Below are 25,487 nucleotides of genomic sequence, written 5' to 3'. Positions count from 1 at the left end.
AATCGGCAGATTGAGCTGACGCCAATCCGCCCGCCGTGCTCGCGCGGTCGATCTACAACAACTCGCCGCCAGGATGTGGGGCGCCCAAATATCCCTTGATGTTGCGTGCGTGCCATGATACCTTACGTGACATGAGCAAATCGGTCCGCATCGTCAACTTCTATCACATGACCCGCTTCGGCTGGGCCGTGGAAGGAGTCGCGCGCTAGGAATTGGACGTTGCGATCGTTTCACCAGGCCCCGCCGGCATCGGACGGGGCCTTTTGTTTGGCCACGCTCCCTGCCGGCATAACAGCAGGAGCAGAGGATGCCACCCCATCAGACCAGCGCGACGATCGACGCTGCGCACGTGTCGGCGCTCAACGTCGATCTCTCGATCGCGTCAATCACCGACGCGATCGACAGCGTGCAGCCATCGATGCAGTCCGAAGCGTCGATCGCAGCGTTGCGAGACGTGTCGCCAGAAAAGGACGCGGCCGGTCCGCCGGCCACGCCGACCTGGCCGATCATCCGCTTGATCGGCTGGTGCTGGCGCGCGATCCAAGAATGGCAACGCCGCGAGAGCGTGCGGGACTGCCTGCATGACCTGAGCGAACGCGAGCTCACAGATATCGGCATCACGCGCGCCGAGATCGAGCACATCGCCGCGCTGCGGACGCTCGACAGATTGAGGGATGATCCATATCCGGGCGGCGTCTCGCGTCGGGGAATGTAGTTGGTCGTTGAAAGTGGCGACGCAGGGATAACCGACCAACAGCGCGAGATGGTCGCCGCGACGTCATTGCGAGCGTCAGCGAAGCAATCCAGGGTCCCGCACACGACTCTGGATTGCTTCGCTGCGCTCGCAACGACGGAGGTGAGATCGCGCTTATCTATGGACACTATCCTGCCGGAGACGCCGCGTGCGCGGAGTTCGGCAGAACACAAGCCTCGCATAGGTGCTCATGTGCGAGCGCAGGAACTACATGCCTTGATCTGGCGCAATCATCGTGGTACCGACAAACCATGATCAACGTCGTGCGCAACTCCAACCGCAAACATGCGGCCCGCCGCAGCTGGGCCGTGGGAGGAGTCGTGCGCTAGGATTTCGACGACACGATCATTCCACCAGGCCCCGCCGGCATCGGACGGGGCCTTTTGTTTGGCCACGCTCCCTGCCGGCATCACGCAGCAGGAGCGACCGATGCCACCTCAGACCCATCTCACAGACGAGATCGCCCGCAATTCCGCCACGCGCGATCGCCCCCTCTCATTGGTGAAGAACGCGGCGCACCAGGCGCCAGCCGCGCCGCGACCCAGCGCATCCGTCACGGTGCTGCGTGACGCGTTGTCGGAAAAGAATGCGGCCGGGCCGCCGGGCATCTCGGCTCCGGGGCTGTTCGGCCTGCTCGCGCGCTATTGGCTGGTGTTTCAGGAAGGCCGTCGGCTCAGGCGGATGAGAGTCGATCTATGCGACCTGAGCGAGGCGCAACTGGTGGATATCGGCCTGACGCAAGGCGATCTCGACCATATCGCAGCCCACCGCGCGCTCGAGCGCCTGAGATTCGACATAGCGAACGCCATGATGTCCCGCGGTGTGATGTAGCTGCGAACAGGCCAGTGCGAACAAATGTCTCGGCAGGGCGGATCAGCGTGTGATCGGCCCTGGCGATGTCGTGCGCGCGATCTGTTGCAACCGCGTCATTGCGAGCACAGCGAAGCAAGCCAGGGCTCAGCAAGGACTCTGGATTGCTTCGCTGTGCGCGCAATGGCAGAGGATGGTGCGTGGTGGGTTGATGTTCACCCTCGGCCGCTTTTCGCGCTATCATCGTCGTCAACGTTGATGGAAATGGAACGACGAATGGCAAAACATATCGGCATCGTCGGCTGCTCCGCCGAGGGCGCGGCGCTCTGCTATCGCACGATCTGCAAGGAGGGCGCCGACCTGCTCGGGCCGCATGCCCATCCCGAGGTGTCGATGCACACGCCGTCGCTCGCCGACTACGTGGCCTGCCTCGATCGCGGCAATCTCGATGGCGTCGCCGAGCTGATGCTGACCTCGGCGCGCAAGCTCGCCGCGGCCGGCGCGGATTTCCTGATCTGCCCGGACAACACCATCCACCAGGCCCTGCCGCTGGTGCTGCCGCGCTCTCCGCTGCCGTGGTTGCACATCGCCGACGTGGTCGCGACGGAAGCGGTCAGGAGAGGCTACAGGCGTATCGGCATCACCGGCACCAAATGGCTGGTCGACAGCAATGTCTATCCGGATAGCTTGACCGCACGCGGGCTGGCGTTCGCGCGTCCGGAAGAAGCCGATCGCGTCGAAGCCAACCGCATCATCATGGATGAGCTGGTCTACGGGCGGTTTCAGCCGCCCTCCGTCGCCGCGTTTCAGGCGATCATCGCGCGACTGAAGGAGGAAGGTTGCGATGCCGTCGCGCTCGGCTGCACCGAGATTCCGCTGATCATCGACGATGCCAACTCGCCTCTGCCGACGTTGGATTCGACGCGTCTGCTCGCGCGTGCTGCGCTGGCGCGGGCCACGTCCTGCGCCGGCTGAGAATTGCGGCAAGGCGCTGGCCGTTCAGAGTGGGACGTGCAGGCAGCACTGGCTGCGACGCTCGCCATCCGGCCTTCGGACGCACAGTTCCGTCGGAACCCCCTTGGGCGGGAAACGTTTGTTTCAGCCCAAGGAGGAGCGCCCAATGAAGAAGCTGATATTTGCGGTTGCCGTGTCGCTGTCCGTTCTGCCGCCATTTGCCATGGCTCAGGGCCATATGGGGACGCCGCAGGAGCAGAAGGCTTGCGCGCCCGACGCCAAGCGCTTCTGCCGCGCTCAGCTCGGCGATGACTTCGGCGTCCAGAACTGTCTGACGCAGAACCGGGCCAAGCTGAGCAAGCGCTGCTCGGCGGTGTTCCTGAGCCACGGGATGTAAGCCGGCGCGCAGCGTCGCGACGTCGCAGGGCGGACGGCCAACGCCGATCCGCCCTTCTTTGTAGTCAGGCCGCACGGACCCTGCGCAAGAATTTCTCCAGCTCATCCTTGAGGTGATCGCTCTCGCGCGACAGCGAGTGCGCGGATGACAGCACCTGCGCGGAGGCGGTGCCGGTGGCGCTGGCGCCCTTGCTGACGTCGCCGATGTTGCCGACGACGCGCGCGGTGCCGCCGGCGACCTCCTGCACGTTGCGCGAGATCTGCCCCGTCGCGGCGCCTTGCTGCTCGACGGCGGCGGCGATGCCGGCGGCGATCTCCGAGATCTGCTGGATGGTGCCGCCGATCTGCTTGATCGAGGCGACCGAGGACTGCGTCGCGCTCTGAATGCCTTCGATCTGCTGGCCGATCTCCTCGGTGGCCTTGGCGGTCTGCGACGCCAGCGCCTTGACCTCGGAGGCCACCACCGCGAAACCGCGGCCGGCGTCGCCGGCGCGCGCCGCCTCGATGGTCGCGTTCAGCGCCAGCAGGTTGGTCTGGGCGGCGATCGAGGTGATCAGCTTGAGCACGTCGCCGATGCGCTCGGCGGTGCGCGACAGCTCGCTGATGCCGACATCGGTCTGCTCGATCTGGCGAACGGCCTCCTTGGCAATGGTGGTCGATTCCCTGACCTGCCGCCCGATCTCATGGACCGAGGAGGTCATCTCCTCGGCGGCCGAGGCGACCGACTGCACGTTGGTCGAGACCTGGCCCGAGGCCGAGGCCGCGCTGGCCGACAGGTGCTGGGTCTGCTCGGCGGTCTTGGTCAGCGTGTTGGCCGAGACCTCGAGCGTGCGCGCGTCCGCATGGACCTTGTTGATGATCTGGCCGACGGTGGCTTCGAACTCGTCGGCCATGCGTTGCATGGCGACGTGCTGCTCGGTCTTGGCCGCATCGAGATAGACCGAGATGGCGAGATCCATGTCGATCATTGCCGCCTTGGTGATCGCAGCCTGCAGCGCGGCCTTCTTCTCGCGGGCCGCCTGGCCGCCGAACCAGCCGTCCGCGATCTCCGTCTCGATCGCCTTCTGCAGCCCGGTCACGATCAGCGAATAGCCGGCGATGTACCAGCGCGGCTCCAGCCCCATCCGGTTGTGCGCCTGGCCGATCCTCGTCACGGACTTCACATAGGCATCGTCGAACTTCGCGGTCGCCAGCGACATCCAATGGTCGAGCTGGGCCTTCGAGGCGTGCCGCATCGCGGCCTGGCTGGAGAACATCTTGGCGAGATGCGGGACCTTGCCGACATGGGCGTAGAACTGCTCCAGCAGGCCGGGCAGCACCTTGCCGATCAGCGGCCGCAGCTCCCGCAGCGCCTCTCGGGTCGCATTGTCGATGCCGATGAAATCGAGACGGGACTGCAAAGTCTGAAGATCGGTCATCACTGGTCTGCCGGTAAGATAAGGAGGGAGACGCTGCGGGGGGGGGCGCCGCTACCCCAAATCGCACGGGTTTGGTTGATGGCTCCTTAAGTCGGGAACCAGATTCAGCCGCAGCCAATGGACCGATCAGAAGCGGACGGCCCGTGCCGCAGCAGTGGGAGCATCGCGCGCAATAAAAAACGGGGCCGAAACGGCCCCGTTGAAGTCGCAGCAGACCGCGATCTTACTTGATCTTGGCTTCGCGGAATTCGACGTGCTTGCGCGCGACCGGGTCATACTTCTTCTTGACCATCTTGTCGGTCATGGTGCGCGAGTTCTTCTTGGCAACGTAATAGAAGCCGGTGTCGGCGGTCGACACGAGCTTGACCTTGATGGTGACCGCTTTGGCCATGTCTTGAACCTCTGGAATCGGGATCGGGGGTGGGCACCGGCCAAAGAGGGGGCGCCGTTGGCCGGCAACCTACCCAGCCAGCCCCCAAAGTCAAGGTTTGAGGGCCAGATTCTGGGGTCCCTGGGCCGCGAAGAAGCGGTTTTTCGGTCGGGGCAGGCCGAGATTGTCCCGCAGGGTCGGCCCCTCATACTCCGTCCGGAAGATCCCGCGGCGCTGCAGCTCGGGAATCACCTTGTCGACGACGTCGTCGAGCCCCGCGGGGAGGAACGGGAACATGATGTTGAAACCGTCCGACCCACGGCTTTCCAGCCACTCCTGCATCTGGTCGGCGATCGTCTTGGCGGTGCCGACGAAGGACAGACCGCCGTAGCCGCCGACCCGCTGCGCCAGTTGCCGCACCGTGAGCTGGTCGCGCGCGGCGACATCGACCAGGCGCTGGCGGCCGCTCTTGGAGGCGTTGGTCTCGGGGATATCAGGCAGCGGACCGTCGGGATCGAAGCCGGAAGCGTCGGTGCCGAGGATGACCGAGAGCGAGGCGATGGCGCTGTCGTAATGCACCATGCTGTCGAGCAGCGCGCGCTTCTCCTTCGCCTCGTCGACGCTGTCGCCGACCACCACGAAGGCGCCGGGCAGGATCTTCAGATGCTCAGGATCACGGCCGATCTTGTCCATGCGGCCCTTGATGTCGGCATAGAGCTTCTGCCCATCGGCGAGGCTGCCGCCGCCTGTGAACACGGCCTCCGCCGTCTCCGCCGCGAGCTGCTTGCCGTCCTCCGAGGCGCCGGCCTGTACGATCACCGGCCAGCCCTGCACGGGGCGGGCGATGTTGAGCGGGCCGCGGACTTTCAGATATTTGCCCTTGTGGTCGAGCACGTGCATCTTGTCGGGATCGAAGAACAGCCCGCTCTCGACGTCGCGCACGAAGGCATCGTCGGCAAACGAATCCCACAGGCCGGTGACGACGTCGTAGAACTCGCGGGCGCGCTTGTAGCGCTCGGCGTGCTCCATGTGATCGTCGAGGCCGAAATTAAGCGCGGCATCCGGGTTCGACGTGGTGACGATGTTCCAGCCGGCACGTCCGCCCGAGATGTGGTCCAGCGAGGCGAAGCGGCGGGCGAGGTGATAGGGCTCGTCGAAGGTGGTCGATCCGGTCGCGATCAGCCCGATGTTCTCGGTCACCGCCGACAGCGCCGAGAGCAGCGTGAAGGGCTCGAACGAAGTCACGGTGTGGCTGCGCTTGAGCGCATTGATCGGCATGTTCAGGACCGCGAGATGGTCGGCCATGAAGAAGGCGTCGAACTTGCCGGCCTCCAATTTCCGGATGAGCTGCTTGAGATGCGCGAAGTTGAAATTGGCGTCCGGCCAGGCGCCGGGATAGCGCCACGCGCCGGTGTGGATGGAGACCGGGCGCATGAAGGCGCCGAGCTTGAGTTGACGGGGAGCCATGGGGTGTCCGTGGATGGTTGATCTCTTGAGCAGATAGGAACTCGCCCGATCCGCGTCAGCAACCCACGGCAGAACACGATTTCGTTTTTGCGGTCGTGCGCAGCACGCTCATTCTGTCGTGAGGCAATACAGGTTACGCAGCAAATGGTGTCGTAGGGCTGCCCGTCTCATGGCGAGTCATTCGTGGCCGGACAACTAATGCCTCCGTGCGCGTGCATCGAACGCCGACAGCACGGCGAGCGTCATCGCGGTGACGCCGGTCTCGATGGTCGGCTTGGGCACCGGCGCGAACAGCTGCGAGCGGTTCGGCGGCAGCCGCGGACCACCATGACGTGCAGCCGCGACGCGCTCTGGATCATAGACGCCGATGTTGAAGACCATCGATGGCACGCCGGCCTTGACGTACTCCGCATAGTCGTCACTTGCGGTGCTCGGCGGCGATCTCGTCAACCTGTCGCCGAACGCCGCCTTCAGCACCGGCTCGGCCGCCGCGACGAGCGCGTCGTCGTTGATCACGGCATCCGTCCGTTGCTCCAACTCGATACCGGGCCGCGGAGCGCCGGCCATGGCCGCCACAGCCATGGCGGTTCGCTCGATCTCTCCCAGCATCTTGGCGCGGGCCTCCGGCCTGAAGCTCCTGATGGTCACGGGCATGACCGCGTCGTCCGGGATGATCTCGCTGGCGGTGCCGCCTTGGATCACTCCGACGAGGACGCCGGGCTCGGTTGGGTCCTTCTCGCGGCGGATCACGCTCTGCAGATCGACAAGGAAGCGTGCCGCCATCATGATTGGCTTGATGGTGGTATGCGGCGCCGAGTCATGGACGCCGCGGCCATAGAAGCGGATCGACAGGCCATCCATGCTCGATGAACCGACGCCGACCCGATACGTTACATCACCATGTGCGAAGCCGCCGCTATGCAGCGCAAAGCCGACATCGGGTTTCGGAAAGCGGGTGAACAGGCCGTCGGCCAGCATCGCCTTCGCGCCCGCGACCTCCTCCTCGGCGGGCTGGCCGACGAACATCAGCGTGCCCTTCCACTTGTCCTTGAGGCCTATGAGCGTCCTGGCCGTGCCGACCCAGCTCACCATGTGCACGTCGTGGCCGCAACTATGCGCGACGAAGGTCACGCGCCCGTTCCAATTGGCCGTGTCGCGGCTCGCATAGGGCAGGCCGGTCTTCTCCTCCATCGGCAGCGCATCGAGCTCGGTGCGCACCATGATGGTCGGGCCCTCGCCATTGCGATAGAGCGCGACGAGTCCGGTCTTGCCGACCTTCTCGGTGACCTGGAAGCCGACGCTGCGCATCTCCTCCGCAAGCTTCGCCGCCGTCTTGACCTCCTGGAAGGCGAGCTCCGGATGGGCGTGCAGGTCCTTGTAGAGCATGTCGAGCGCCGGGTAGTCGCGCTCGAGCGAGGCCGCGATCGTCGATGTCAAGGCTGCGACGTCGAGCTCGGCATGGGCCGGTGGCGAGGCCAGCGCGATCAGCGCGACCGACGCGAATAGACGCCCGAGAGACTGCTTCATGGATTGGCTCCACGATACGTGTGGCCTACTCTACGACCCATCGGCTTAGCCGCCCAGCACGTCTTTCGGCATCTTCGCGGCTTGCAAGGAGCACTGGCTTGTCAGAGAGGCTCAACATCTCCTCGGGCTATCCATTCGAGGAGACCTACGGCTATGCGCGGGCGGTGAGGGTCGGCAACCAGGTCTTCGTCTCGGGAACGACTGCGCGCGGTATCGATCTGGACAGCGATGCCTTCGGCCAGGCAACGAGCGTGATGGCCATCATCGCCGGCGCCTTGCAGCAGGCCGGGGCGGATCTCCGGCACGTGGTGCGGACGGTGGTCTACGTGACCGACATGGCGGACACCGACGCGGTGGCCCGCGCGCATAGCGAGGCCTTGGGGGCAGTGCGGCCCGCGAGCACGCTGGTGAAGGTCGCGGGCCTCACGCCTGAGAGGGCACGGGTCGAAATCGAGGTCACCGCCATCGTTCACGACTGAGCATCGCCGCGGCGGGGCGCCGTGAGCAGTGCGATCACCCGCCCAGGACGTCCTTCTGCATCTTGCCGCCGTAGAAATGGAAGAACGGCACCGGGGCGTCGTGGCGCAGCGGGCCGGTGGCGAGGCGGCGGTCGAGCTCGTGGAGCACGTTCTTGGTCATCGGGTGCAGATCGGCGAGCGGCTTGGAGCCGAGCTCGACCCAGACCAGCTCGACCAGCTCCGCATCGGCGTGGATCACGCCGTCGACGCGATGGGTGATGGCGGAGGCATCGGCGGTGAAGAAGCGCGTGTCGAAGCGCTTGATGCGGCCGGGCGGGGTGATGGCGCGGGCGATCAGGAACAGGCCGGAGGGATCGGGCAGCAGGCCGGCGTCAGCGAACGGCGCCCATGGCCCGTCCAGTTTCGGCGCGGAGCCGCCGACCTTGCGTCCGAGACAGAGACCGGTTTCCTCACAGGCCTCGCGGATCGCGGCGACGGCGAGCGACTTCGCGCGCGAGGCCGTCGTCTGCGGCTTGCCCTTGAACAGATTGGCTTCGAGCTCGGCCGGCATCGGCGCTGCGACGGGGATGCGATGATCTGACTTGTCGACGCGGCCGCCCGGGAAGACGAACTTGCCGGGCATGAACACGACCTTGTCGTGGCGCTTGCCGACCAGCACCTTCGGCACCGTGCCGCTGCGATCCACCAGGATCAACGTCGCAGCATCCTTCGGCTTGGTGTAGGGATGATGGTCGGCTTCCTTCTCGGCCGGCTTGCCCGCCGCTGCGCCCGTGGCCTGTGCCGTCTCGCTCATGTCCTCCCCGCTTTTTCTTATTCGTTGATTGTCTGGTCGCTCAGACCGGCGGAATGCCTTCCACCGGATTGTCGTCGAAGCCGTGCATGCGGAACGCCCATTGCAGCCCGACGACGGCGCCCTTGACCGGCTGAATCAAGGCGAGCGCGGCGACCAAGGTCACCGGCAGATAGATTGCGAGCTGCAGCGCCACCGGCGGCGCGTAGTTGGTCTCGATCGAGAGCACCAGCGGCACGATGATGTGGCCGACGATGACGATCACGAGATAGGCTGGAAGATCGTCGGCGCGATGCCCGGAGAAATCCTGGCCGCAGCGGTCGCAGTTGTCCGCGACCTTCAGGAAGGCGCGGAACAGCTTGCCCTCGCCGCAGCGCGGGCAGCGGCCGCGCAGGCCGCGCTTCATCGCTGTCCAGACGTCGCGCTTCTCGGCGAGGCCGGTGTCGCGCGTCCACGTCTGCGGGGGCAATGTGCTGGGCGTTGAGGTCATGGCGTCCACGATCTGCCTTTCTTCGATGTGCCGGGCTTGCGTTTTGCCCCTGCCGTTTGACTTTCCTTGCGGTTTTTTTCTTTGTGCTTCGGCCGCGCCTCGGCCTTGGCGCGCTTCGTTGCCTTGCTCTTGGCCCTTGCCTTGATCCCGGCCTTGCCCTTCGGCCGCTCGCGGCGGCCGTGGCGCGAGACAAGCACGTCGGCCTGCGTCAAGAGTTCGAAGCGCAGCGCGCCGGCCACCGGCTGAGCTTCTACCAGACGCACGTCGACGACGTCACCCAGCCGGTGCATGGCACCGCTGCGCTGGCCGATCAGCGCATGCCGCGTCTCATCATAGTCGAAATATTCCGTGCCGAGGGTCCGGATCGGAACCAGGCCGTCGGCGCCGGTCTCGTCGAGCTTGATGAAGAGGCCGGCGCGGGTGACGCCGGAAATGCGGCCCTGGAAAGTGGCGCCGACTCGGTCCGCCAAGTGATGGGCGATCAGGCGGTCGGCAGTCTCGCGCTCAGCCTTCATCGCGCGCCGCTCGGTGACCGAGATCTGCGCCGCGACCTCGGTGAGATGATCCGGCGTCTCGCTGTCGGGCAGGGCGCCGTCACCGAGGCCCAGCGCGCGCAGCAGGCCGCGATGCACGACGAGGTCGGCGTAGCGGCGGATCGGTGAGGTGAAATGCGCGTAGCGGCGCAGGTTCAGGCCGAAATGTCCGTAATTGTCGGTCGAATATTCCGCCTGCGCCTGCGAGCGCAGCACGACCTCGTTGACGAGATGCTCGTAGTCCTGGCCGGCCACCAGCGTCAGCACGCGGTTGAACAGCGATGGCCTGAGCGCGCCGCTCTTGGCAAAGGGCACGTCGAGCGTCTTCAGGAATTCCTGCAGCGCATGGATCTTCTCCACCGTCGGCTCGTCATGCACGCGGTAGATCAGCGGCAGCGCCTTCTTCTCCAGCAGTTCGGCCGCGGCGACGTTGGCCGAGATCATGAACTCCTCGATCAGTCTGTGGGCGTCGAGGCGCTCCGGCACGACGACGCGGTCGACCGTGCCGTCTTTCTTGAGCAGGATCTTGCGCTCGGGAATGTCGAGGTCGAGCGGATCGCGCGCGTCCCGGCCGCGCTTGGCGACCTCATAGGCGGCATAAAGCGGCTTCAGGATCGGCTCGAGCAGGGGACCGGTGACGTCGTCCGGCTTGCCATCGATGGCGGCCTGCGCCTGTGCGTAGGACAGTTTGGCGGCCGAGCGCATCAGCACGCGGTGGAACGAGTGCGAGCGCTTGCGGCCGTCGGCCCCGAGCACCATGCGCACGGCGAGCGCGCCGCGCGCTTCGCCCGGCACCAGCGAGCACAGATTGTTGGAGATGCGCTCCGGCAGCATCGGCACGACGCGGTCGGGGAAGTAGACCGAGTTGCCGCGGATCAGCGCGTCGCGGTCGAGCGCCGATCCCGGCCGCACATAGTAGGCGACGTCGGCGATGGCGACATGGACAATGAAGCCGCCGACATTGTTCGGATCGGGATCCGGCTCGGCATGAACCGCGTCGTCGTGGTCCTTGGCATCGGGCGGATCGATCGTGACCAGCGGCAGCTCGCGCCAGTCCTCGCGGCCCTTCAAGGTCGCGGGCTGCGCGGCTTCGGCCTCAGCGACGGCTGCGGCCGAGAAGTCCATCGGGATCTCGTGGGCATGGATGGCGATCAGGCTGATCGCCTTCTCGGTCGCGACCGAGCCGTAGCGCTCCTTCACCCGGCCCGAGGGCAGGCCGTAGCCGCGGCCGCGCAGCAGGTCGACGCTGATGAGATCGCCGTCCTTGGCGTCCTTGGTGTCGGCGGGGGCGATGGAGAGCTCGCGTCCGGCCTGCTTCTTGTCGACCGGAATCAGGCGGCCGCCGCCGCCTGGATTGCTGCGGAAAATGCCGAGCACGCGCGGCCGCGCCTGATCCAGCACCTTGAGGACGCGGCCGCGATAGGAGACGCCGCCATCATCCTTGATCGGCTCGACCCGCAGCAGCGCGCGGTCGCCGACGCCGGCCACCGAGCCCGGCCCGGCATGACGCGGCGTGTGGATGCGGATGCGCGGCGGCTCGGACTGCTCGGCCTCGTCCCACTCGGCCGGCTTGGCGATCAATTCGCCGTCACTGTCGCGCCCGGTGATGTCGGCGACCAGCGTGGCCGGCAGGGACGCGGTCTCGACGACCTTCTTGCGGCCGCTCTTCTTCACCGTGCCGTCGGCGACGAGTTCGCGCAGCAACTGCTTGAGCGCGACGCGATCGGCGTTCTTCAGGCCGAACGCGCGGGCGATGTCCTTGGTGCCAACCTTGCCCGGATTGGCGCGGATGAAGGCGACGATGGCCTCCCGCGAAGGGAAGCCGATGTCGCGCTTTTGGGTCATTTTCTCATCCGCGGGCCTTGCCGGCGCTTTTCTTGGGCGTCGCCTTGGTCGCAGGCTTGGCCGAGGTCTTGGCGGCCTTGGCAACCGGCGCACGCGCCTTGCTGGTGGAGTCTGATTTCGGTTTGGCGGCCGCCTTCTTCGCCACGGCCTTTTTCGCCGGCTTCGGCGTGTCGTCGTCGCCGCCGGTCTTCGGCTTGGCCTTGCTGGCAGCCGCTTTGCTGGCAGCCTTGGCCGGCTTCGCAGCAGCCTTGCCCTTGGCCTTCTTGCCGCCGCCCTTGGCGGCGCGCTCGTCGAGCAGGACGATCGCCTCGGCGAGCGTGATCGTATCCTTTTCCTTGTCGCCGGGAATGGTGGCGTTGACGCCGCCGGCGGTGACATAGGCGCCGTAGCGGCCGGCCTTGACGGCGACAGGGCCGAGCGAGGGATGGTCGCCGAGCGCCTTGCCGGGATCGGCGCCGAACCGCTTGCTCGGGCCCTTGGCGATCTTCTCGGCGATCAGGGTGACGGCGCGGTTGAGGCCGATGTCGAACACCTCGTCGCCGGCCTCCAGGCTCGCATACGTCTTGTCGTGCTTCACGAACGGCCCGAAGCGGCCGAGATTGGCGATGATCGGCAGACCCGTCTCCGGATGGATGCCCACCTCACGCGGCAGCGACAGCAGCTTCAGCGCGTAGTCGAGCTCGAGGCTCGCGGGCGACGTCCCTTTCGGGATGCCGGCGCGCTTCGGCTTCTCGCCCTCGGCGTAATCCTTCTGCTCGCCGAGCTGGATGTAGGGGCCGAAGCGGCCGGCCTTGACGACGACGTCGAGGCCGGTGTCCGGATCCTGGCCGAGCACGCGGTCGGCCGCGGCCTCGCTGTCGGCGGCGAGCGGGCGGGTGTAGCGGCATTCCGGATAGTTCGAGCAGCCGACGAAGGCGCCGAACTTGCCGGCCTTGAGGTTGAGCCGTCCGGTGCCGCAGGTCGGGCACTGCCGGACATCGCCGCCATCGTCGCGCGGCGGGTAGATGTGCGGCCCCAGCATCTCGTCGAGCGCGTCGAGCACCTGCGCCACGCGCAGATCCTTGATGTCGTCGACGGCGCCGATGAAGCCGGTCCAGAAATCCTTCAGCACCTGCTGCCAGGCGATCTCGTTGTTGGAGATGCGGTCGAGCTGCTCCTCGAGATCCGCCGTGAAATCGTACTCGACGTAGCGGCGGAAGAAGTTCTCCAGGAAGGCGATGACGACGCGGCCCTTGTCCTCGCCGTGCAGCCGCTTCTTTTCGAGCTTCACATAGCCGCGGTCCTTCAGCACCTGCAGGATCGAGGCATAGGTCGAGGGCCGGCCGATGCCGAGCTCCTCCATGCGCTTGACCAGCGAGGCCTCCGAGAAGCGCGGCGGCGGCTCGGTGAAATGCTGGGTGACGGCGAGATTCTGCCGCTTCAGCGGCTCGTTCGGGCTCATCTGCGGCAGGCGGCGGCCGTCCTCGTCCTCCTCGTCGTCGCGGCCTTCCTGATAGAGGGCGAGGAAGCCGTCGAACTTGATGACCTGGCCGGTGGCGCGCAGCTCCAGGGTGCGGGCGCCGGCCTTGGCGATGATGTCGACGGTGGTGCGCTCCAGCTCGGCGGATTCCATCTGGCTCGCGATGGTGCGGGTCCAGATCAGCTCGTAGAGCTTGGCCTGGTCGTCATCGAGCCGCTTGCGTAGCTCGGCGGGCTTGCGCGACAGGTCGGTCGGGCGGATCGCTTCATGCGCTTCCTGGGCGTTCTTGGCCTTGGCCTGGTACTGGCGCGGGCTCTCCGGCACATATTTGTTGCCGTAGATCTCGCCGATCACCTTGCGGGCCTGGGTGATCGCCGAGCCGTCGATCTGCACGCCGTCGGTTCGCATATAGGTAATGAGACCGGTGGTTTCGCCGCCGATGTCGATGCCTTCATAGAGACGCTGCGCGATGCGCATCGTGTGCGCCGGCGCGAAGCCGAGCTTGCGGCTCGCTTCCTGCTGCAGGGTCGACGTCGTGAAGGGCGCCTGCGGGTTGCGGCGCGCCGGCTTGGCGTCGACGGTCGCGACCGTGTAGCTCGCCGCGTTGAGCGCGGTCTTGAAATCCTCGGCCTCCGCGCCGGTGCCGATGTCGAGCCGCTGGATCTTCTTGCCATCGGCGCCGACGAGACGCGCCTCGAAGGTGTCGCCGCGCGGCGTCGCCAAGGTTGCGATCAGCGACCAGTATTCGCGCGGCACGAACTTCTCGATCTCCAGCTCGCGATCGCAGACGAGGCGCAGCGCGACCGACTGCACGCGTCCGGCCGAGCGGGCGCCCGGCAGCTTGCGCCACAGCACGGGAGAGAGAGTGAAGCCCACGAGGTAATCGAGTGCGCGGCGCGCCATGTAGGCGTCGACCAGCGCACCGTCGATCTGCCGCGGATGCTTCATCGCCTCCGAGACGGCCTGCTTGGTGATGGCGTTGAAGACGACGCGCTCGATCTTCTGATCCTTGAGCGCGCGCTTCTCCTTCAACACCTCCAGCACATGCCAGGAAATCGCTTCGCCTTCGCGATCAGGGTCGGTGGCGAGAATCAGCCGGTCAGCGCCCTTCAGCGATTTGGCGATGTCGTTGAGTCGGCCCGCCGCCTTGGGATCGACCTCCCAGATCATGCGGAAATTCTCGTCCGGATCGACGGAACCGTTCTTGGCCGGAAGGTCGCGGACATGACCGAAAGAGGCCAGAACCTCGTAGGAGGAGCCCAGATACTTGTTGATCGTCTTGGCCTTGGCAGGCGACTCCACGATGACGATATTCATGTATTTCCAATGGCTTAGTGGAAGGATTGAAGCTGGCTTCGCGGGATTCGCGCCGGCTGCGTTGACCCGAACATGGGTGGTGAGGGGGTTCCTGTCAAATCGAGGGATGTTGAAAGGCGATTGCGTTGGACCGGCGAAGTACCTATCAGGTTGTACGGAGCACGATGAGAACCGCGCTCTCTTGAGGTTGTTTTTCGTCAAATTCCCTTATGCTGGGTGACGGTTGTTGGCCAAGGCAGCGGACAAAAGCGACCCGGACGTCGAGGCGATGGTGGAGGATCCCGACGCCGCGGCGGCGCTGATCGCCGAGGTGACGGCCAGCCTGTCGCATCTGGCGCAGCGCCATCGTCTCGACATGCTCGATTACCTCCTGCGCATGGCGAACCTTGAGGCCGAGGAGCATCTGAGGCTGCGCAGCCGCCGCAGGCTCTGCTGACGGCCGCCCGCGCTCACCGCCGCGGGGCGAGGGTGGTTTCTCCGGCGCCAGCACCCGGCCGTCCTCCGCAGTCAGCAGCGCTTGCGAACCGGCCTGCGGTTCGCGCGGTCGACGAGCGCGGCGGCGATCTCGTCGGGGTGCTCGTCGAATTTCCTCGCTCCACTGCCGCAGTGCGACCAGGATCGGAAACAGGCCGCGGCCCTTCGGCGATGGCGGTGCCACGAGCTCGCCGGCCGGAGGGCCGATCTTTCGGGGCTAACCGGCCGGGTCGGTGGCGGTTTGAGACCTGCCCCCGGGATTGAAAGCGGTGGCTGCCGGCGGCAGCCACCGAGGGACTCAAGCGGCGAGACCGCCGGCCGTCTGAATCGCCTTCGCCAGCGCCTGCTCGCGATGCTCCGGGCCGATCTGGACACCGTCGGCCGCAACGAATTCGAGATCCGTGACGCCGATGAAGCTGAAGACACTGCGCAAATAGGTCTCCAGGTGTTCGAATGCCGCCATCGGCGTGTCCGCGCCGTAATGGCCGCCGCGCGAGACCGCCACGATAATACGCTTGCCACCGGCCAGGCCTTGCGGGCCGTTCGGGCCATAGGTGAAAGTCTTGCCCTTGACAGCGATGCGGTCGACCCAGGCCTTGAGCTGGCTCGGGATGGAGAAGTTGTACATAGGGGCGCCGATCACGACGATATCGGCGGCCAGGAACTCCTCCAGCACGGCCTGTCCGGCCGCGACATCAGCTTTCACTGCGGGATCCTCAACGGGCGCACCGTATGCGACGGCGACATGCGTTCCGGACAGATGCGACAGCGGCTCGGCTGCGACATCTCGGTAAGTCACCTCCAGCCCCGGCGTGATCTGACGGAGCCGTGCGACGATCGCGGCGGACACCTGACGGCTGACGGAGTTGGGGCCGAGCACGCTGGAGTCGATGTGGAGGAGGAGGGTCATTGGTCAGTTACCTCGGTATTGGTTTGTAACTGGCGCACTATGAGTGACTATGCTGTAACCCCACAAGAACGCACATTTTTGAAACCCGGGCACAGCCATGACCCCTGCTGACAGCGATGATCCCGACCTCCCGACGCAGCCAAATCATAATGATTGCCGGGGTGTGGCCTCGATCCTGGCGCGTGTCGGCGACAAATGGAGCGTGTTCGTCATCATGATGCTTCAGGACGGGCCGAAGCGCTTCAATGAGCTGAAGCGGCTCGTCGGCGGCATCTCCCAGCGAATGCTGACCTTGACCCTGCGCGGCCTCGAGCGCGACGGGCTGGTGACGCGGACGGTGTTTCCGACCATCCCGCCGCGGGTGGATTATGAGCTGACCGATCTCGGCCGCGGGCTGTCGCAGCCGGTGCAGGCGCTCGGACAGTGGGCCATGCAGCACCAGGAGCTGATCGAGCAGGCGCGCTCGCGCTTCGACGCGCGCAGGGATGCTGACTGAGAGTCAGGTCAGCGACACCATCCCGCCGCCGTGGCGCTCCAGGCGGCCGGCCAGCTCGAGCTCGAGCAGCACCATGCGCAGCACGGCGGGTGACAGGCCGCTGATCCGGATCAGGTCGTCGACCGACACCGGGGTCGGGCCGAGCAGGGCTGTGATCTGCGCGCGGTCGTGGCTTTCGGGATCGGGGGCGAACAACTCCTCCTCCGGCTCGCGCAGCGAAAAGGGCAGCGGCCGCTCCATGATCGGGCCGACGGCCTGGATGATGTCTGCGGCTTCGGTGACGAGCGCGGCGCCCTGCTTGATGAGATCGTTGGTGCCCGCGCAGCGGGGATCGAGCGGCGAGCCCGGGACGGCGAAGACCTCGCGGCCCTGTTCGCCGGCCATGCGCGCCGTGATCAGCGAGCCCGATCGATGCGCGGCCTCGACGACGACGACGCCGAGCGAGGCGCCTGATATCAGCCGGTTGCGGCGGGGAAAGTCGCGGGCGCGCGGCTCGTGTCCGAGCGGCATCTCGGAGATTGCGGCGCCGCTGCCACTGATGATGGCGCCGAGCAGGTCGACGTGCTCCGGAGGATAGATCCGGTCATGGCCGCCGGCGAGCACCGCGACCGTGCCGCTGCCGAGGCTCGCGCGATGCGCAGCCTGATCGATGCCGCGGGCGAGGCCGGAGATGACGACGAAGCCGGCCTGGCCGAGCTCATGGGCGATCTGGCCGGCAAATTTCAGCCCGGCGGCGGAGGCGTTGCGCGAGCCGACGATGGCGATCATCGGGCGCATCAACGTCTCGCGGGCGCCACGCACCGCGAGCAACGGAGGCGCATCCTCGCAGGTGGCGAGGCGGGGCGGATAGCCGTCCTCGTCTGGCGCCCGCAGTTCGACGCCTTGCCGTTTGCAGGCTTCGAGTTCGGCCTCGGCTTCGCCGACCGTGCAGATCCGGCCGGCTCCGGCCGCGCCGCCGCGGCGTGCCAGATCGGGCAGCCGGTCGAGCGCTACGCGCGCGGTGCCGAAATGGTCGAGCAGCGAGCGGAAGGTGCGCGGGCCGACATTGTCGGACCGGATCAGGCGCAGCCGGTCGCGCCGCTCGGTGTCGCTCAGCTCGATCGTCGTGTTGATGGCATCCACGCAAAGCCCCCTTTACCGGGGACTAGAATGGAGCAACCCGAGGACGCAGGGAAGAGGGCGCGCTACGCCGGCGCGACGTCGCGCACATCCTCGGACTCGGACACCGGAGACGATAGCACCGGCTGATCGCCCTGGATGGCTGGCGTGGTGCCGACCGGAGCTTCGCGCAGCCAGCGCTCGGCTGCGTCGCGTCCGCGCTGGTACAGCAGCTCGACGAAGTCGCTGCCGAGATCGGTCGCATCGCGCTGTGCCAGGGCTTCGATCTCGTCCTCGGCCGCAAGCCGATGGACGCGCGGCGGATGCAGGCCGTCGCTGCGCGCCCATTCGAGCGCCGCGAGTTCGGCGTTCAGGACCGCATTGCCGGCGATCTGGTCGAGGCGGCGATCGATCGCGGCCGAGGTCGTCGGGACATGGCCGTCGCGCGCGGGCGTGACCTGAACGACCAGCAGGTCGGCGGCGCTGGACTCATGCGCGATCTGGATCAGCGGCGGATTGGTGACGTAGCCGCCGTCCCAATACGCTTCGCCCTCGATGTCGACAGCGGCGTGCAGTTGCGCGGGACAGGTGGAGGCGAGCAGTGCATCCGGTGTGATGCCGGCATTGCGGAAGATCTGCGGCAGGCCGTCACGAGCCCGGGTCGCCGCAACCAGCAGGCGGGGCGCGGCCGGGCCCTGCACGGCGTCGAAATCGATCGTTTCGCGGAGGATGTCGCGGAGCGGATCGAGATCGAGCGGGTCGGCGCGTCCGCCGCGCAGCCCCGCACCGAACGACACCGAGCTGCTCGCCGGCGAGTACGCGCCGATCACCAGCAGCGATCGGAACGACGCCTCCTCCATCAGCCGGGTCCAGAACAAAGCGAGCCGGTTGCGCGCCTCGTCGCGGCCGCCCTTGGCGAGCCCGCTCGCGAGCAGCGCGGCGTTGACCGCACCGGCGCTGGCGCCGCTGATGGTGTCGAAGTCGCAACCGGGTTCCTCGAGCAGGCGATCGAGCACGCCCCAGGTGAAGGCCGAGAACGTTCCGCCGCCCTGCAGGGCCAGCGACAGCTTGCGCGGCGGCCATGTCCGGGGCGGCGGCGGCAGCGTAACCGTTGCGATCGTCTCCGCGAGCGTTCGCTCGGGCGCCTCTGCGGTCTTGGTCTCGCTGATCACGGGCGTGCTCGTGGCCGCCATGATCATCTCGGCGACGGCCGGCGCGCCATCGGCTCGTTCCGGCGCAGGGCTGGGCTCAGATATTTCGGCGGGGAGCGCGACGTCCGACATGACCGGCCCGGCAGGCGTCTCGGGCGTCTGCGCCGGTTCTGCAGCGGCCGTGATGCCGGTCGACCAGATCTCAGCGGCCGATAGCAGCAGGCTGGCGTTCGACCGGGCCGGGGCCGCCTTCTGCTGCGCCGGAGCCTGATCAGTACGGTCATCGTGCGTGGCCGACGAACCGCTGGAGTTGGTCTTGCGTAACCACATGCAGGAATCATGACAGGCAATCATGATTCACGCCAGAGTCCCGCGTTAACTTATGAGCTGATGAATCGCCGGTGTTGCTGCGCAGCCGCTGTGAAATCAGGGCGCAACACAGGTTTTCCGTATTTGCTCCGTATTTGTCCGGAGCGACTACTTCTTCGCCCCGATCTTGCTCTCGGTGCCCAACTGCAATCGCTTGATGTTTTCGCGATGCATGTAAATGAGCAACAGTGTGAGCAGGGCGAACAGGGCCGCCAGCGCGGTGTGGCCGAATGCCCACAACACGATGGGTGTCAGCACGCTGGCGACGAGTGCCGCGAGTGATGAGTAGCGGAGCGCGAATGCGGTGGCGAGCCAGACCAGGCAGAAGAAGATCGCGCCCGGCCAGAACAGACCGATCAAAATACCGATGTAAACGGCGACACCTTTGCCGCCGCGGAACTTCAGCCACACCGGGAACAAGTGACCGAGGAAGGCGCCGAGGCCCGCGATCATCGCGGCATTCGGGCCGCCGAGATAGCCCGAGATGATGACCGCCGCCGTACCCTTCAGCGCGTCGCCGAGCAGGGTTGCTGCCGCGAGCCCCTTGCGTCCGGTGCGCAGCACGTTGGTGGCGCCGATATTGCCGGAGCCGATGCTGCGCAGATCCTGCGTGCCGGCCAGCTTGGTCAGGATCAGGCCGAACGGGATCGACCCCAGGAGATAGCCGATGATGAGAGCGACCGGCAGGAAGGCTTCGGAACCCATCACACCACTCCTTCCAAGCTTCGCCTTGCGTCAGACATGTTCGAACACGGTGCGGCCCCCGACGATGGTGCGGACCACGCGGCCGGTGAAGCGGGCTTCGTCGAACGGCGTGTTCTTGCACAGCGATTTGAGGTCGGCCGGATCGAGGATCCAGGGCACGTCCGGATCGATCACGATGATGTCGGCCGGCGCGCCTGCCCGCAAGCTGCCGCCGGGCAGGCCGAGCAGCTCGGCGGGCCGCGTCGACATGGCGCGGATCAGGGTCGTCCAGCTCAGCTCGCCATTGTGCACGAGCCGCAACGCCGCCGGCAGCATGGTCTCGAGCCCGACCGCGCCGCTCGCAGCCTCCGCGAACGGCAGCCGCTTGACCTCGACGTCCTGCGGCGTGTGGTCCGACATGATGACGTCGATGAGGCCCGAGGCCAGCGCTTCGACCAATGCGCGGCGGTCGGCCTCGGTGCGCAGCGGCGGCGTCAGCTTCAGGAAGGTGCGGTAGGGGCCGATGTCGTTCTCGTTCAGCGTCACGTGGTTGATCGAGACCGACGCGCTCACGGTGAGGCCGGCTTCGCGCGCGCGCCTGAGAATGTCGAGCGAGTCGATCGAGCTCAGCGCGGCCGCGTGGTAGCGGCCCTTGCTGAGCGCCACCAGGCGCATGTCGCGTTCGAGCACGACGGCTTCCGCTGCGGGCGGGATGCCGTAGAGGCCGAGCCGCGAGGCAAACTCGCCTTCGTTCATGACGCCTTCGCCGACGAGATTGGGATCTTCGGTGTGATGCACGATCAGGGCGTCGAAATCCCGCGCATAGGTCAGTGCGCGGCGCATCACCTGCGCGTTCATCACGCTGGTGTGGCCGTTGGAGAAGGCGACGGCGCCGGCGGCGCGCAACAGCCCGATCTCGGTCATCTCCTCGCCGCGCAGGCCCTTGGTCAGCGCCGCCATCGGCTGGATGTTGACGATCGCGGTGTCGCGGGCGCGGCGCAGCACGAAGTCGACGGTCGCCGAATTGTCGATCACCGGCTCGGTGCCGGGCTGGCAGATGATGGTGGTGATGCCGCCGGTGGCGGCGGCCTGGCTGGCGCTGGCGAAGGTCTCGCGATGGCCCAGACCCGGCTCGCCGACGAAGGCGCACATGTCGATCAGGCCGGGGGCCACGATCTTGCCTGCGCAGTTGACGACATCGGTGCCCTCGGGCACGCCCGCGGCGCCGATGCCGCGCTTGAGGTCGCGGATCACGCCGTCGGCGATCAGCACGTCGCCGGGGCCGTCGAAGTCGCGGGAGGGATCGATCACGCGCGCATTGGCAAGCAGGATCGGGCGGCGGTCGGTCAGCATGGCGTTTGGTCCCGACTTCTGTATCACGCGTTGGGCAGGTTGCGGGCCAGAGCCTCGAGCACGGCCATGCGCACGGCCACGCCCATTTCGACCTGCTCCCGGATCAGCGATTGCGCGCCGTCGGCGACGATGGACTCGATCTCGACGCCGCGGTTCATCGGTCCCGGATGCATGACCAGCGCGTCCGGCTTGGCGTAGGCGAGCTTCTTCTGGTCGAGCCCGAAATACTGGAAATATTCCGATGAGGACGGCACGAACGAGCCGTTCATGCGCTCGCGCTGCAGTCGCAGCATCATGACGATGTCGGCGCCGTTGAGCCCTTCGCGCATGTCGCGCGCGACCTCGACGCCCATCCGCTCGATGCCCGGCGGCAGCAAAGTGGAGGGCGCGACGACGCGGACGCGGGCGCCCATCGTATTCAGCAGCAGGATGTTGGAGCGCGCGACGCGCGAATGCAGCACGTCGCCGCAGATCGCGATCACCAGCCCCTCGATGCGGCCCTTGTTGCGGCGGATGGTGAGCGCATCGAGCAGCGCCTGGGTCGGATGCTCATGCGCGCCGTCACCGGCATTGATCACGGAGCCGTCGACCTTGCGAGCCAAGAGCTCCACCGCGCCGGAGGCGTGGTGACGGACGACCAGGATGTCCGGATGCATCGCGTTCAGGGTGACCGCGGTGTCCATCAGGGTCTCGCCCTTGCGCATGGACGAGGACGACACCGACATGTTCATGACGTCGGCGCCGAGCCGCTTGCCAGCGATCTCGAACGACGACTGGGTCCGCGTCGAGGCCTCGAAGAACAGGTTGACCTGGGTGCGGCCGCGCAGCACGGTGCGCTTCTTGTCGACCTGACGATTCAGTTCGACATACTCCTCGGACAGATCGAGGAGGCCGGTGATGTCGTGGGCGGAAAGGCCCTCGATTCCCAGCAAATGCCGGTGCCCGAGGACGAAAGTCGATTTCGGAGAGGTTGCCATTAAAGCCAGAGCTATAGGCGCGGTTTCCATGGGGGGCAAGGCCGAAAGCCGGGGTTCCGAGTTTTCCCCCGTTCCGTCTTCCGAGCCTCTCGGGGGGCTCCAAACCGGGGACTGGCGGGCCATCGCAGGAAGAGGTCCGCTCCGATATGCCCTGATCCTGCTGGCGGCGATCGTGCCGGCCGGTGCGGCCGCGTTGCCGTTCGATTTCGTCTATCTCCGCGACATCGACCCGACGATCCTCCAGGACATCCGTTATGCCGGCAGCAACAATTTCGTCGGCCGACCCTTGCCGGGCTACGAGGCGGCCGAATGCGTCGTGACGCGTGACGTGGCGCGGCGGCTGCAGGCGGCTCAGGCCGAGCTGCGGCCGCGCGGCCTGTCGCTGAAGATGCTCGACTGCTACCGGCCGGTGCGTGCGGTCGCAGAGATGCTGGCCTGGTCGCAGGACGGCGTCGAGACCGCGGCCGGCCGCCGCTACACTCCGCGCATTGCCAAGCAGGACCTGTTCCGTCTCGGCTATATCGCCGTGCGTTCGGGCCATTCGACCGGTGCGGCGCTCGATCTCACGCTGGTCGAGCTCGCGGCCGACAATTCCGCGGCGTTCGACCCGGCCAAGGACTACGCGGACTGCACCGCGCCCGCAGCGCTACGCGCGCCCGAGGGCAGCGTCGACATGGGAACCGGCTACGATTGTTCCGACGTGAAGGCTCATACCGCCGCGCAGAACCTGACACCGGAGCAGCGCCGCTGGCGCAACGAACTGGTCGCGGTGATGGCGCGGCAAGGTTTTGTGAACTATGCCAAGGAGTGGTGGCACTTTTCGCTGCCGGGCGCTGGCGCGACGACTTATGTTTTTCCCATTCGGCCGCGCCGATGATCGATCTCTGTAGGGCACGGCCATGACGCAGTCTTCCTTCGCGACCCATGAGGTCTTCAACCAGTCGCCGCCGTTCGAGGACGTCAACCTGTTCACGGCCGACCGGCCCTTGATGGATGCCTTGAAGGCCAATGATGGTGCCGGGGCCGAGCAGGAGCTGACAGCTTTCGGCAAGCTATGGGGCTCGGCTGCGATGGCCGAGCAGGGCCGGCTCGCCAACGAGAACACGCCGAAGCTGCGCAGCTTCGACGCCAAGGGCTTTCGGCGAGACGTCGTCGAATTTCATCCGGCCTACCATGCGATGATGACGCGCTCGGCCGCAGCCGGCCTGCACAATTCGACATGGACGGCAGAAGGCCAGCCCGTCGGCGGCTGCTCGGAGGTGGTGCGCGCCGCGAAGTTCTATATCGCCTCGCAGGTCGAGAGCGGCCATCTCTGCCCGATCACCATGACGCGAGCCTCGGTGGCGGCGCTGGCCGCCCAGCCTGATCTGCTGGCAAGAGCGATGCCGGTCATCGCGACCGATGACTACGATCCGGCGTTTGCGCCGTGGTGGCAGAAGCGCGGCATGACGCTCGGCATGGGCATGACCGAGAAGCAGGGCGGGACCGACGTGCGCGCCAACCTGACGCGCGCGGAGCGCACGACCGATGGCTATCGCATCACGGGGCACAAATGGTTCATGTCGGCGCCGATGTGCGACGCCTTCCTGGTGCTGGCGCAGGCCGATGCCGGCCTGACCTGCTTCTTCATGCCGCGCTTCAAGCCGGATGGCTCGGTGAACGCGATCCAGTTCCAGCGCTTGAAGGACAAGCTCGGCAACCGCTCCAATGCCTCGTCGGAGGTGGAGTTCGTCGGCGCCTATGCCGAGCGGGTCGGTGACGAGGGCAGGGGCATCAGCACCATCATCCAGATGGTGCAACTGACGCGGCAGGATTGCGCGATCTCGTCTGCCGGCCTGATGCGCTCGGGGCTCGCGCACGCGCTGCATCATGCGCGCCATCGCAGCGTGTTCCAGAAGCATCTCGCCGACCAGCCGCTGATGCAGGCGGTGCTCGCCGACATGGCTCTCCAAGTCGAGGCGACGGTGGCGCTGGTGATGCGGCTGTGTCAGGCGTTCGATCGCGCGCCTCTGTCGCCGCGGGAGGCGAACTACGTGCGGCTGCTGACACCGGCGATCAAATACTGGGTCTGCAAGAGCGCGCCGCCGTTCCTGTATGAGGCGATGGAATGCCTGGGCGGCAACGGCTATGTCGAGGACGGCATCCTCGCGCGCCACTTCCGGGAGTCGCCGGTCAATGCGATCTGGGAAGGCTCGGGCAACGTCATGTGCCTCGACGTGCTGCGGGCGCTGGCGCGCGAGGCGGAGGCGGCCGCGCACGTCCTGATGCATCTGAAAGCAGAGACCAGCGGGTTGGCCGGCGCGGCGGAGTCGCTCGCTTTCATCGAGACCAGCTTCCGCCGGCCGGATTCCGAGCGCGTCGCGCGCCTCGCAGTCGAGAAGTTGGCGCTGCTCGCAGCCGCCGCCGCGCTCAACCTCGTTATGCCCGCTCATGCGGAGCTGTTCGCCGCCACGCGGCTCGCCAATGTTCACCCGAGCATGTATGGCGCGGTCGATCTCGATCGCTCAGACATCCGTAGCTTGCTGGAGCGCGCGCTGCCTTGACCGACACTCCCGAAGCCGCCGTGATGGATTCGCTCGATCCGGGCAACCCGCCGCAGCAGGTCGCTCCGGCGCAGCATCAGCCGCGCACGCTCGGCTTCTGGCGCACCTTGCTGTGGGGCCTCCTCATCATCGTCGTGTTCTTCATCGGCCAGCTGACTCCGATCGTCTATTTCCTGCTGCGCCATGAGGGTCCAATCGACAGCATGGCCGCGTTTCAGTTGGCCATGATCCAGATTGCGAGCCGGTCGCTCACGGTCTCGCTGTCGGCGATCATGGGCGTTCCGGCCATTTTGATCCCGATCTATTTTGCCGTCCGCCACACCCGCATGTCGTTCGTCGACTATCTGGGCCTGCGCTGGACCGGCTGGAAGAATTTCGCCTTTGGCGTTGTCGGGATGGTCGTGATCCTGGGCTGCTGGGAGCTGGCGGCGCAGCTGACGGGACGCGAAGAGAAGTCGGCGAGCTTCATGGTGGACATCATGAAGACCGCCAGAGGCGACGGCGTGGTCTGGCTGATGGTCATCGCCTTCTGCGTCGCCGCACCGGTGTCGGAAGAGCTGATGGCGCGTGGCTTTCTCTACCGCGGCTGGTCGGACTCCTTCCTGCGCGTGCCCGGCGCCATCGTGCTATCGTCCTTGCTGTGGACCGTCCTGCATCTCCAGTACGACTGGTTCGCCCTCCTCAACGTGTTTTCCCTCGGCGTGTGGTTCGGCTATCTGCGCTCTCGAACCCACTCCACCTATCTGACCATGGTGCTTCACGGCCTCAACAACCTCGCCGCCACGGTGCAGACCATGTGGCTGGCCAGCGGTTCTTCCTGAAC

General features: G+C 66.5%; 24 protein-coding genes. 10 read left to right on the top strand and 14 right to left on the bottom strand.

Annotated features, from left to right (window positions below; translation table 11 throughout):
• The first annotated feature begins 307 nt into the window (after positions 1-307).
• From QW863_RS05240 to QW863_RS05225, 4 genes are all read left to right on the top strand, one after another.
• Positions 308-715, top strand: a complete 408-nt coding sequence (locus QW863_RS05240) for a DUF1127 domain-containing protein (RefSeq protein WP_315711332.1) — start codon at positions 308-310, stop codon at positions 713-715.
• 540 nt (positions 716-1,255) lie between these two features.
• Complete coding sequence (locus QW863_RS05235) at positions 1,256-1,585, top strand: hypothetical protein (RefSeq protein WP_315729365.1); 330 nt, start codon at positions 1,256-1,258, stop codon at positions 1,583-1,585.
• A 255-nt stretch (positions 1,586-1,840) separates the two neighbouring features.
• The gene (locus tag QW863_RS05230; protein ID WP_315711335.1) at positions 1,841-2,539 is read left to right on the top strand and encodes an aspartate/glutamate racemase family protein; all 699 of its coding nucleotides are present in this window, start codon (positions 1,841-1,843) and stop codon (positions 2,537-2,539) included.
• A gap of 145 nt (positions 2,540-2,684) precedes the next feature.
• A complete protein-coding gene (locus QW863_RS05225; RefSeq protein WP_315711336.1) occupies positions 2,685-2,915 on the top strand; it encodes a hypothetical protein in 231 nt (76 codons plus the stop codon).
• A gap of 64 nt (positions 2,916-2,979) precedes the next feature.
• Here the strand turns inward: QW863_RS05225 and QW863_RS05220 are convergent, their stop codons facing one another.
• From QW863_RS05220 to QW863_RS05205, 4 genes are all read right to left on the bottom strand, one after another.
• Positions 2,980-4,332, bottom strand: coding sequence for a globin-coupled sensor protein (locus QW863_RS05220; protein ID WP_315711337.1), 1,353 nt, complete (start codon positions 4,330-4,332; stop codon positions 2,980-2,982).
• A 223-nt stretch (positions 4,333-4,555) separates the two neighbouring features.
• Entirely contained in the window at positions 4,556-4,723 is a 168-nt protein-coding gene (gene rpmG / locus QW863_RS05215; protein ID WP_015666342.1) for a 50S ribosomal protein L33, read from the bottom strand.
• 90 nt (positions 4,724-4,813) lie between these two features.
• Entirely contained in the window at positions 4,814-6,169 is a 1,356-nt protein-coding gene (locus tag QW863_RS05210; RefSeq protein WP_315711340.1) for an LLM class flavin-dependent oxidoreductase, read from the bottom strand.
• Positions 6,170-6,364: 195 nt separating this feature from the next.
• Complete coding sequence (locus tag QW863_RS05205) at positions 6,365-7,696, bottom strand: amidohydrolase (RefSeq protein ID WP_315711341.1); 1,332 nt, start codon at positions 7,694-7,696, stop codon at positions 6,365-6,367.
• A 98-nt stretch (positions 7,697-7,794) separates the two neighbouring features.
• On the opposite strand from QW863_RS05205, the gene QW863_RS05200 reads away from it, so the two are divergent.
• Entirely contained in the window at positions 7,795-8,175 is a 381-nt protein-coding gene (locus QW863_RS05200; protein ID WP_315711342.1) for a RidA family protein, read from the top strand.
• A gap of 34 nt (positions 8,176-8,209) precedes the next feature.
• Here QW863_RS05200 and QW863_RS05195 read toward each other — a convergent pair whose 3' ends face one another.
• From QW863_RS05195 to topA, 4 genes are read right to left on the bottom strand one after another with little or no spacing between them, the layout of a single operon-like run.
• A complete protein-coding gene (locus QW863_RS05195; protein WP_315711343.1) occupies positions 8,210-8,968 on the bottom strand; it encodes an NUDIX hydrolase in 759 nt (252 codons plus the stop codon).
• 40 nt (positions 8,969-9,008) lie between these two features.
• Complete coding sequence (locus QW863_RS05190) at positions 9,009-9,455, bottom strand: DUF983 domain-containing protein (protein ID WP_315711344.1); 447 nt, start codon at positions 9,453-9,455, stop codon at positions 9,009-9,011.
• Positions 9,452-11,833, bottom strand: coding sequence for a ribonuclease R (gene rnr / locus QW863_RS05185; protein ID WP_315711345.1), 2,382 nt, complete (start codon positions 11,831-11,833; stop codon positions 9,452-9,454). Before rnr ends, QW863_RS05190 begins: the two co-directional genes overlap by 4 nt.
• Before the next feature lie 4 nt (positions 11,834-11,837).
• Entirely contained in the window at positions 11,838-14,609 is a 2,772-nt protein-coding gene (topA, locus tag QW863_RS05180; protein ID WP_315711346.1) for a type I DNA topoisomerase, read from the bottom strand.
• 226 nt (positions 14,610-14,835) lie between these two features.
• Between topA and QW863_RS05175 the strand changes: the two genes are divergently transcribed.
• Positions 14,836-15,045 carry a hypothetical protein gene (locus tag QW863_RS05175; protein ID WP_315712655.1) on the top strand — a complete coding sequence of 70 codons (210 nt, stop codon included), beginning with the start codon at positions 14,836-14,838 and terminating at the stop codon, positions 15,043-15,045.
• A gap of 336 nt (positions 15,046-15,381) precedes the next feature.
• On the opposite strand, the gene QW863_RS05165 is transcribed toward QW863_RS05175, so the two are convergent.
• Complete coding sequence (locus QW863_RS05165) at positions 15,382-15,993, bottom strand: FMN-dependent NADH-azoreductase (protein WP_315711347.1); 612 nt, start codon at positions 15,991-15,993, stop codon at positions 15,382-15,384.
• Between the two features lie 97 nt (positions 15,994-16,090).
• Between QW863_RS05165 and QW863_RS05160 the strand changes: the two genes are divergently transcribed.
• On the top strand, positions 16,091-16,489 hold the full coding sequence (locus tag QW863_RS05160; protein WP_315711348.1) for a helix-turn-helix domain-containing protein: 399 nt from the start codon (positions 16,091-16,093) through the stop codon (positions 16,487-16,489).
• A 3-nt stretch (positions 16,490-16,492) separates the two neighbouring features.
• Here the strand turns inward: QW863_RS05160 and dprA are convergent, their stop codons facing one another.
• The 5 genes from dprA to QW863_RS05135 form a co-directional block, all read right to left on the bottom strand.
• Entirely contained in the window at positions 16,493-17,611 is a 1,119-nt protein-coding gene (gene dprA, locus QW863_RS05155) for a DNA-processing protein DprA (RefSeq protein ID WP_315711350.1), read from the bottom strand.
• A 62-nt stretch (positions 17,612-17,673) separates the two neighbouring features.
• Positions 17,674-19,068, bottom strand: a complete 1,395-nt coding sequence (locus QW863_RS05150) for a patatin-like phospholipase family protein (protein ID WP_315711351.1) — start codon at positions 19,066-19,068, stop codon at positions 17,674-17,676.
• 147 nt (positions 19,069-19,215) lie between these two features.
• On the bottom strand, positions 19,216-19,812 hold the full coding sequence (gene plsY, locus QW863_RS05145) for a glycerol-3-phosphate 1-O-acyltransferase PlsY (protein ID WP_315711352.1): 597 nt from the start codon (positions 19,810-19,812) through the stop codon (positions 19,216-19,218).
• Positions 19,813-19,842: 30 nt separating this feature from the next.
• Positions 19,843-21,144 carry a dihydroorotase gene (locus QW863_RS05140; RefSeq protein WP_315711353.1) on the bottom strand — a complete coding sequence of 434 codons (1,302 nt, stop codon included), beginning with the start codon at positions 21,142-21,144 and terminating at the stop codon, positions 19,843-19,845.
• Between the two features lie 23 nt (positions 21,145-21,167).
• A complete protein-coding gene (locus tag QW863_RS05135; protein WP_231325127.1) occupies positions 21,168-22,121 on the bottom strand; it encodes an aspartate carbamoyltransferase catalytic subunit in 954 nt (317 codons plus the stop codon).
• A gap of 172 nt (positions 22,122-22,293) precedes the next feature.
• Here QW863_RS05135 and QW863_RS05130 point away from each other — a divergent pair, with 172 nt between their 5' ends.
• The 3 genes from QW863_RS05130 to QW863_RS05120 are packed head-to-tail and all read left to right on the top strand — an operon-like array spanning position 22,294 to position 25,485.
• A complete protein-coding gene (locus QW863_RS05130; protein ID WP_315711354.1) occupies positions 22,294-22,998 on the top strand; it encodes a M15 family metallopeptidase in 705 nt (234 codons plus the stop codon).
• Positions 22,999-23,020: 22 nt separating this feature from the next.
• Positions 23,021-24,664 (top strand): acyl-CoA dehydrogenase family protein, encoded by a 1,644-nt coding sequence (locus QW863_RS05125; protein ID WP_315711355.1) that lies wholly within the window; start codon positions 23,021-23,023, stop codon positions 24,662-24,664.
• Positions 24,661-25,485 carry a CPBP family intramembrane glutamic endopeptidase gene (locus tag QW863_RS05120; protein ID WP_315711356.1) on the top strand — a complete coding sequence of 275 codons (825 nt, stop codon included), beginning with the start codon at positions 24,661-24,663 and terminating at the stop codon, positions 25,483-25,485. The genes QW863_RS05125 and QW863_RS05120 overlap by 4 nt, the downstream gene beginning before the upstream one ends.
• Positions 25,486-25,487 lie beyond the last annotated feature (2 nt).

The sequence above is a fragment of the Bradyrhizobium sp. SZCCHNR1017 genome (assembly GCF_032381375.1).
Classification (GTDB): domain Bacteria; phylum Pseudomonadota; class Alphaproteobacteria; order Rhizobiales; family Xanthobacteraceae; genus Bradyrhizobium.
Note: the sequence above shows the minus strand (reverse complement) of the source record. Positions and strands in the feature narration are given on the sequence as shown.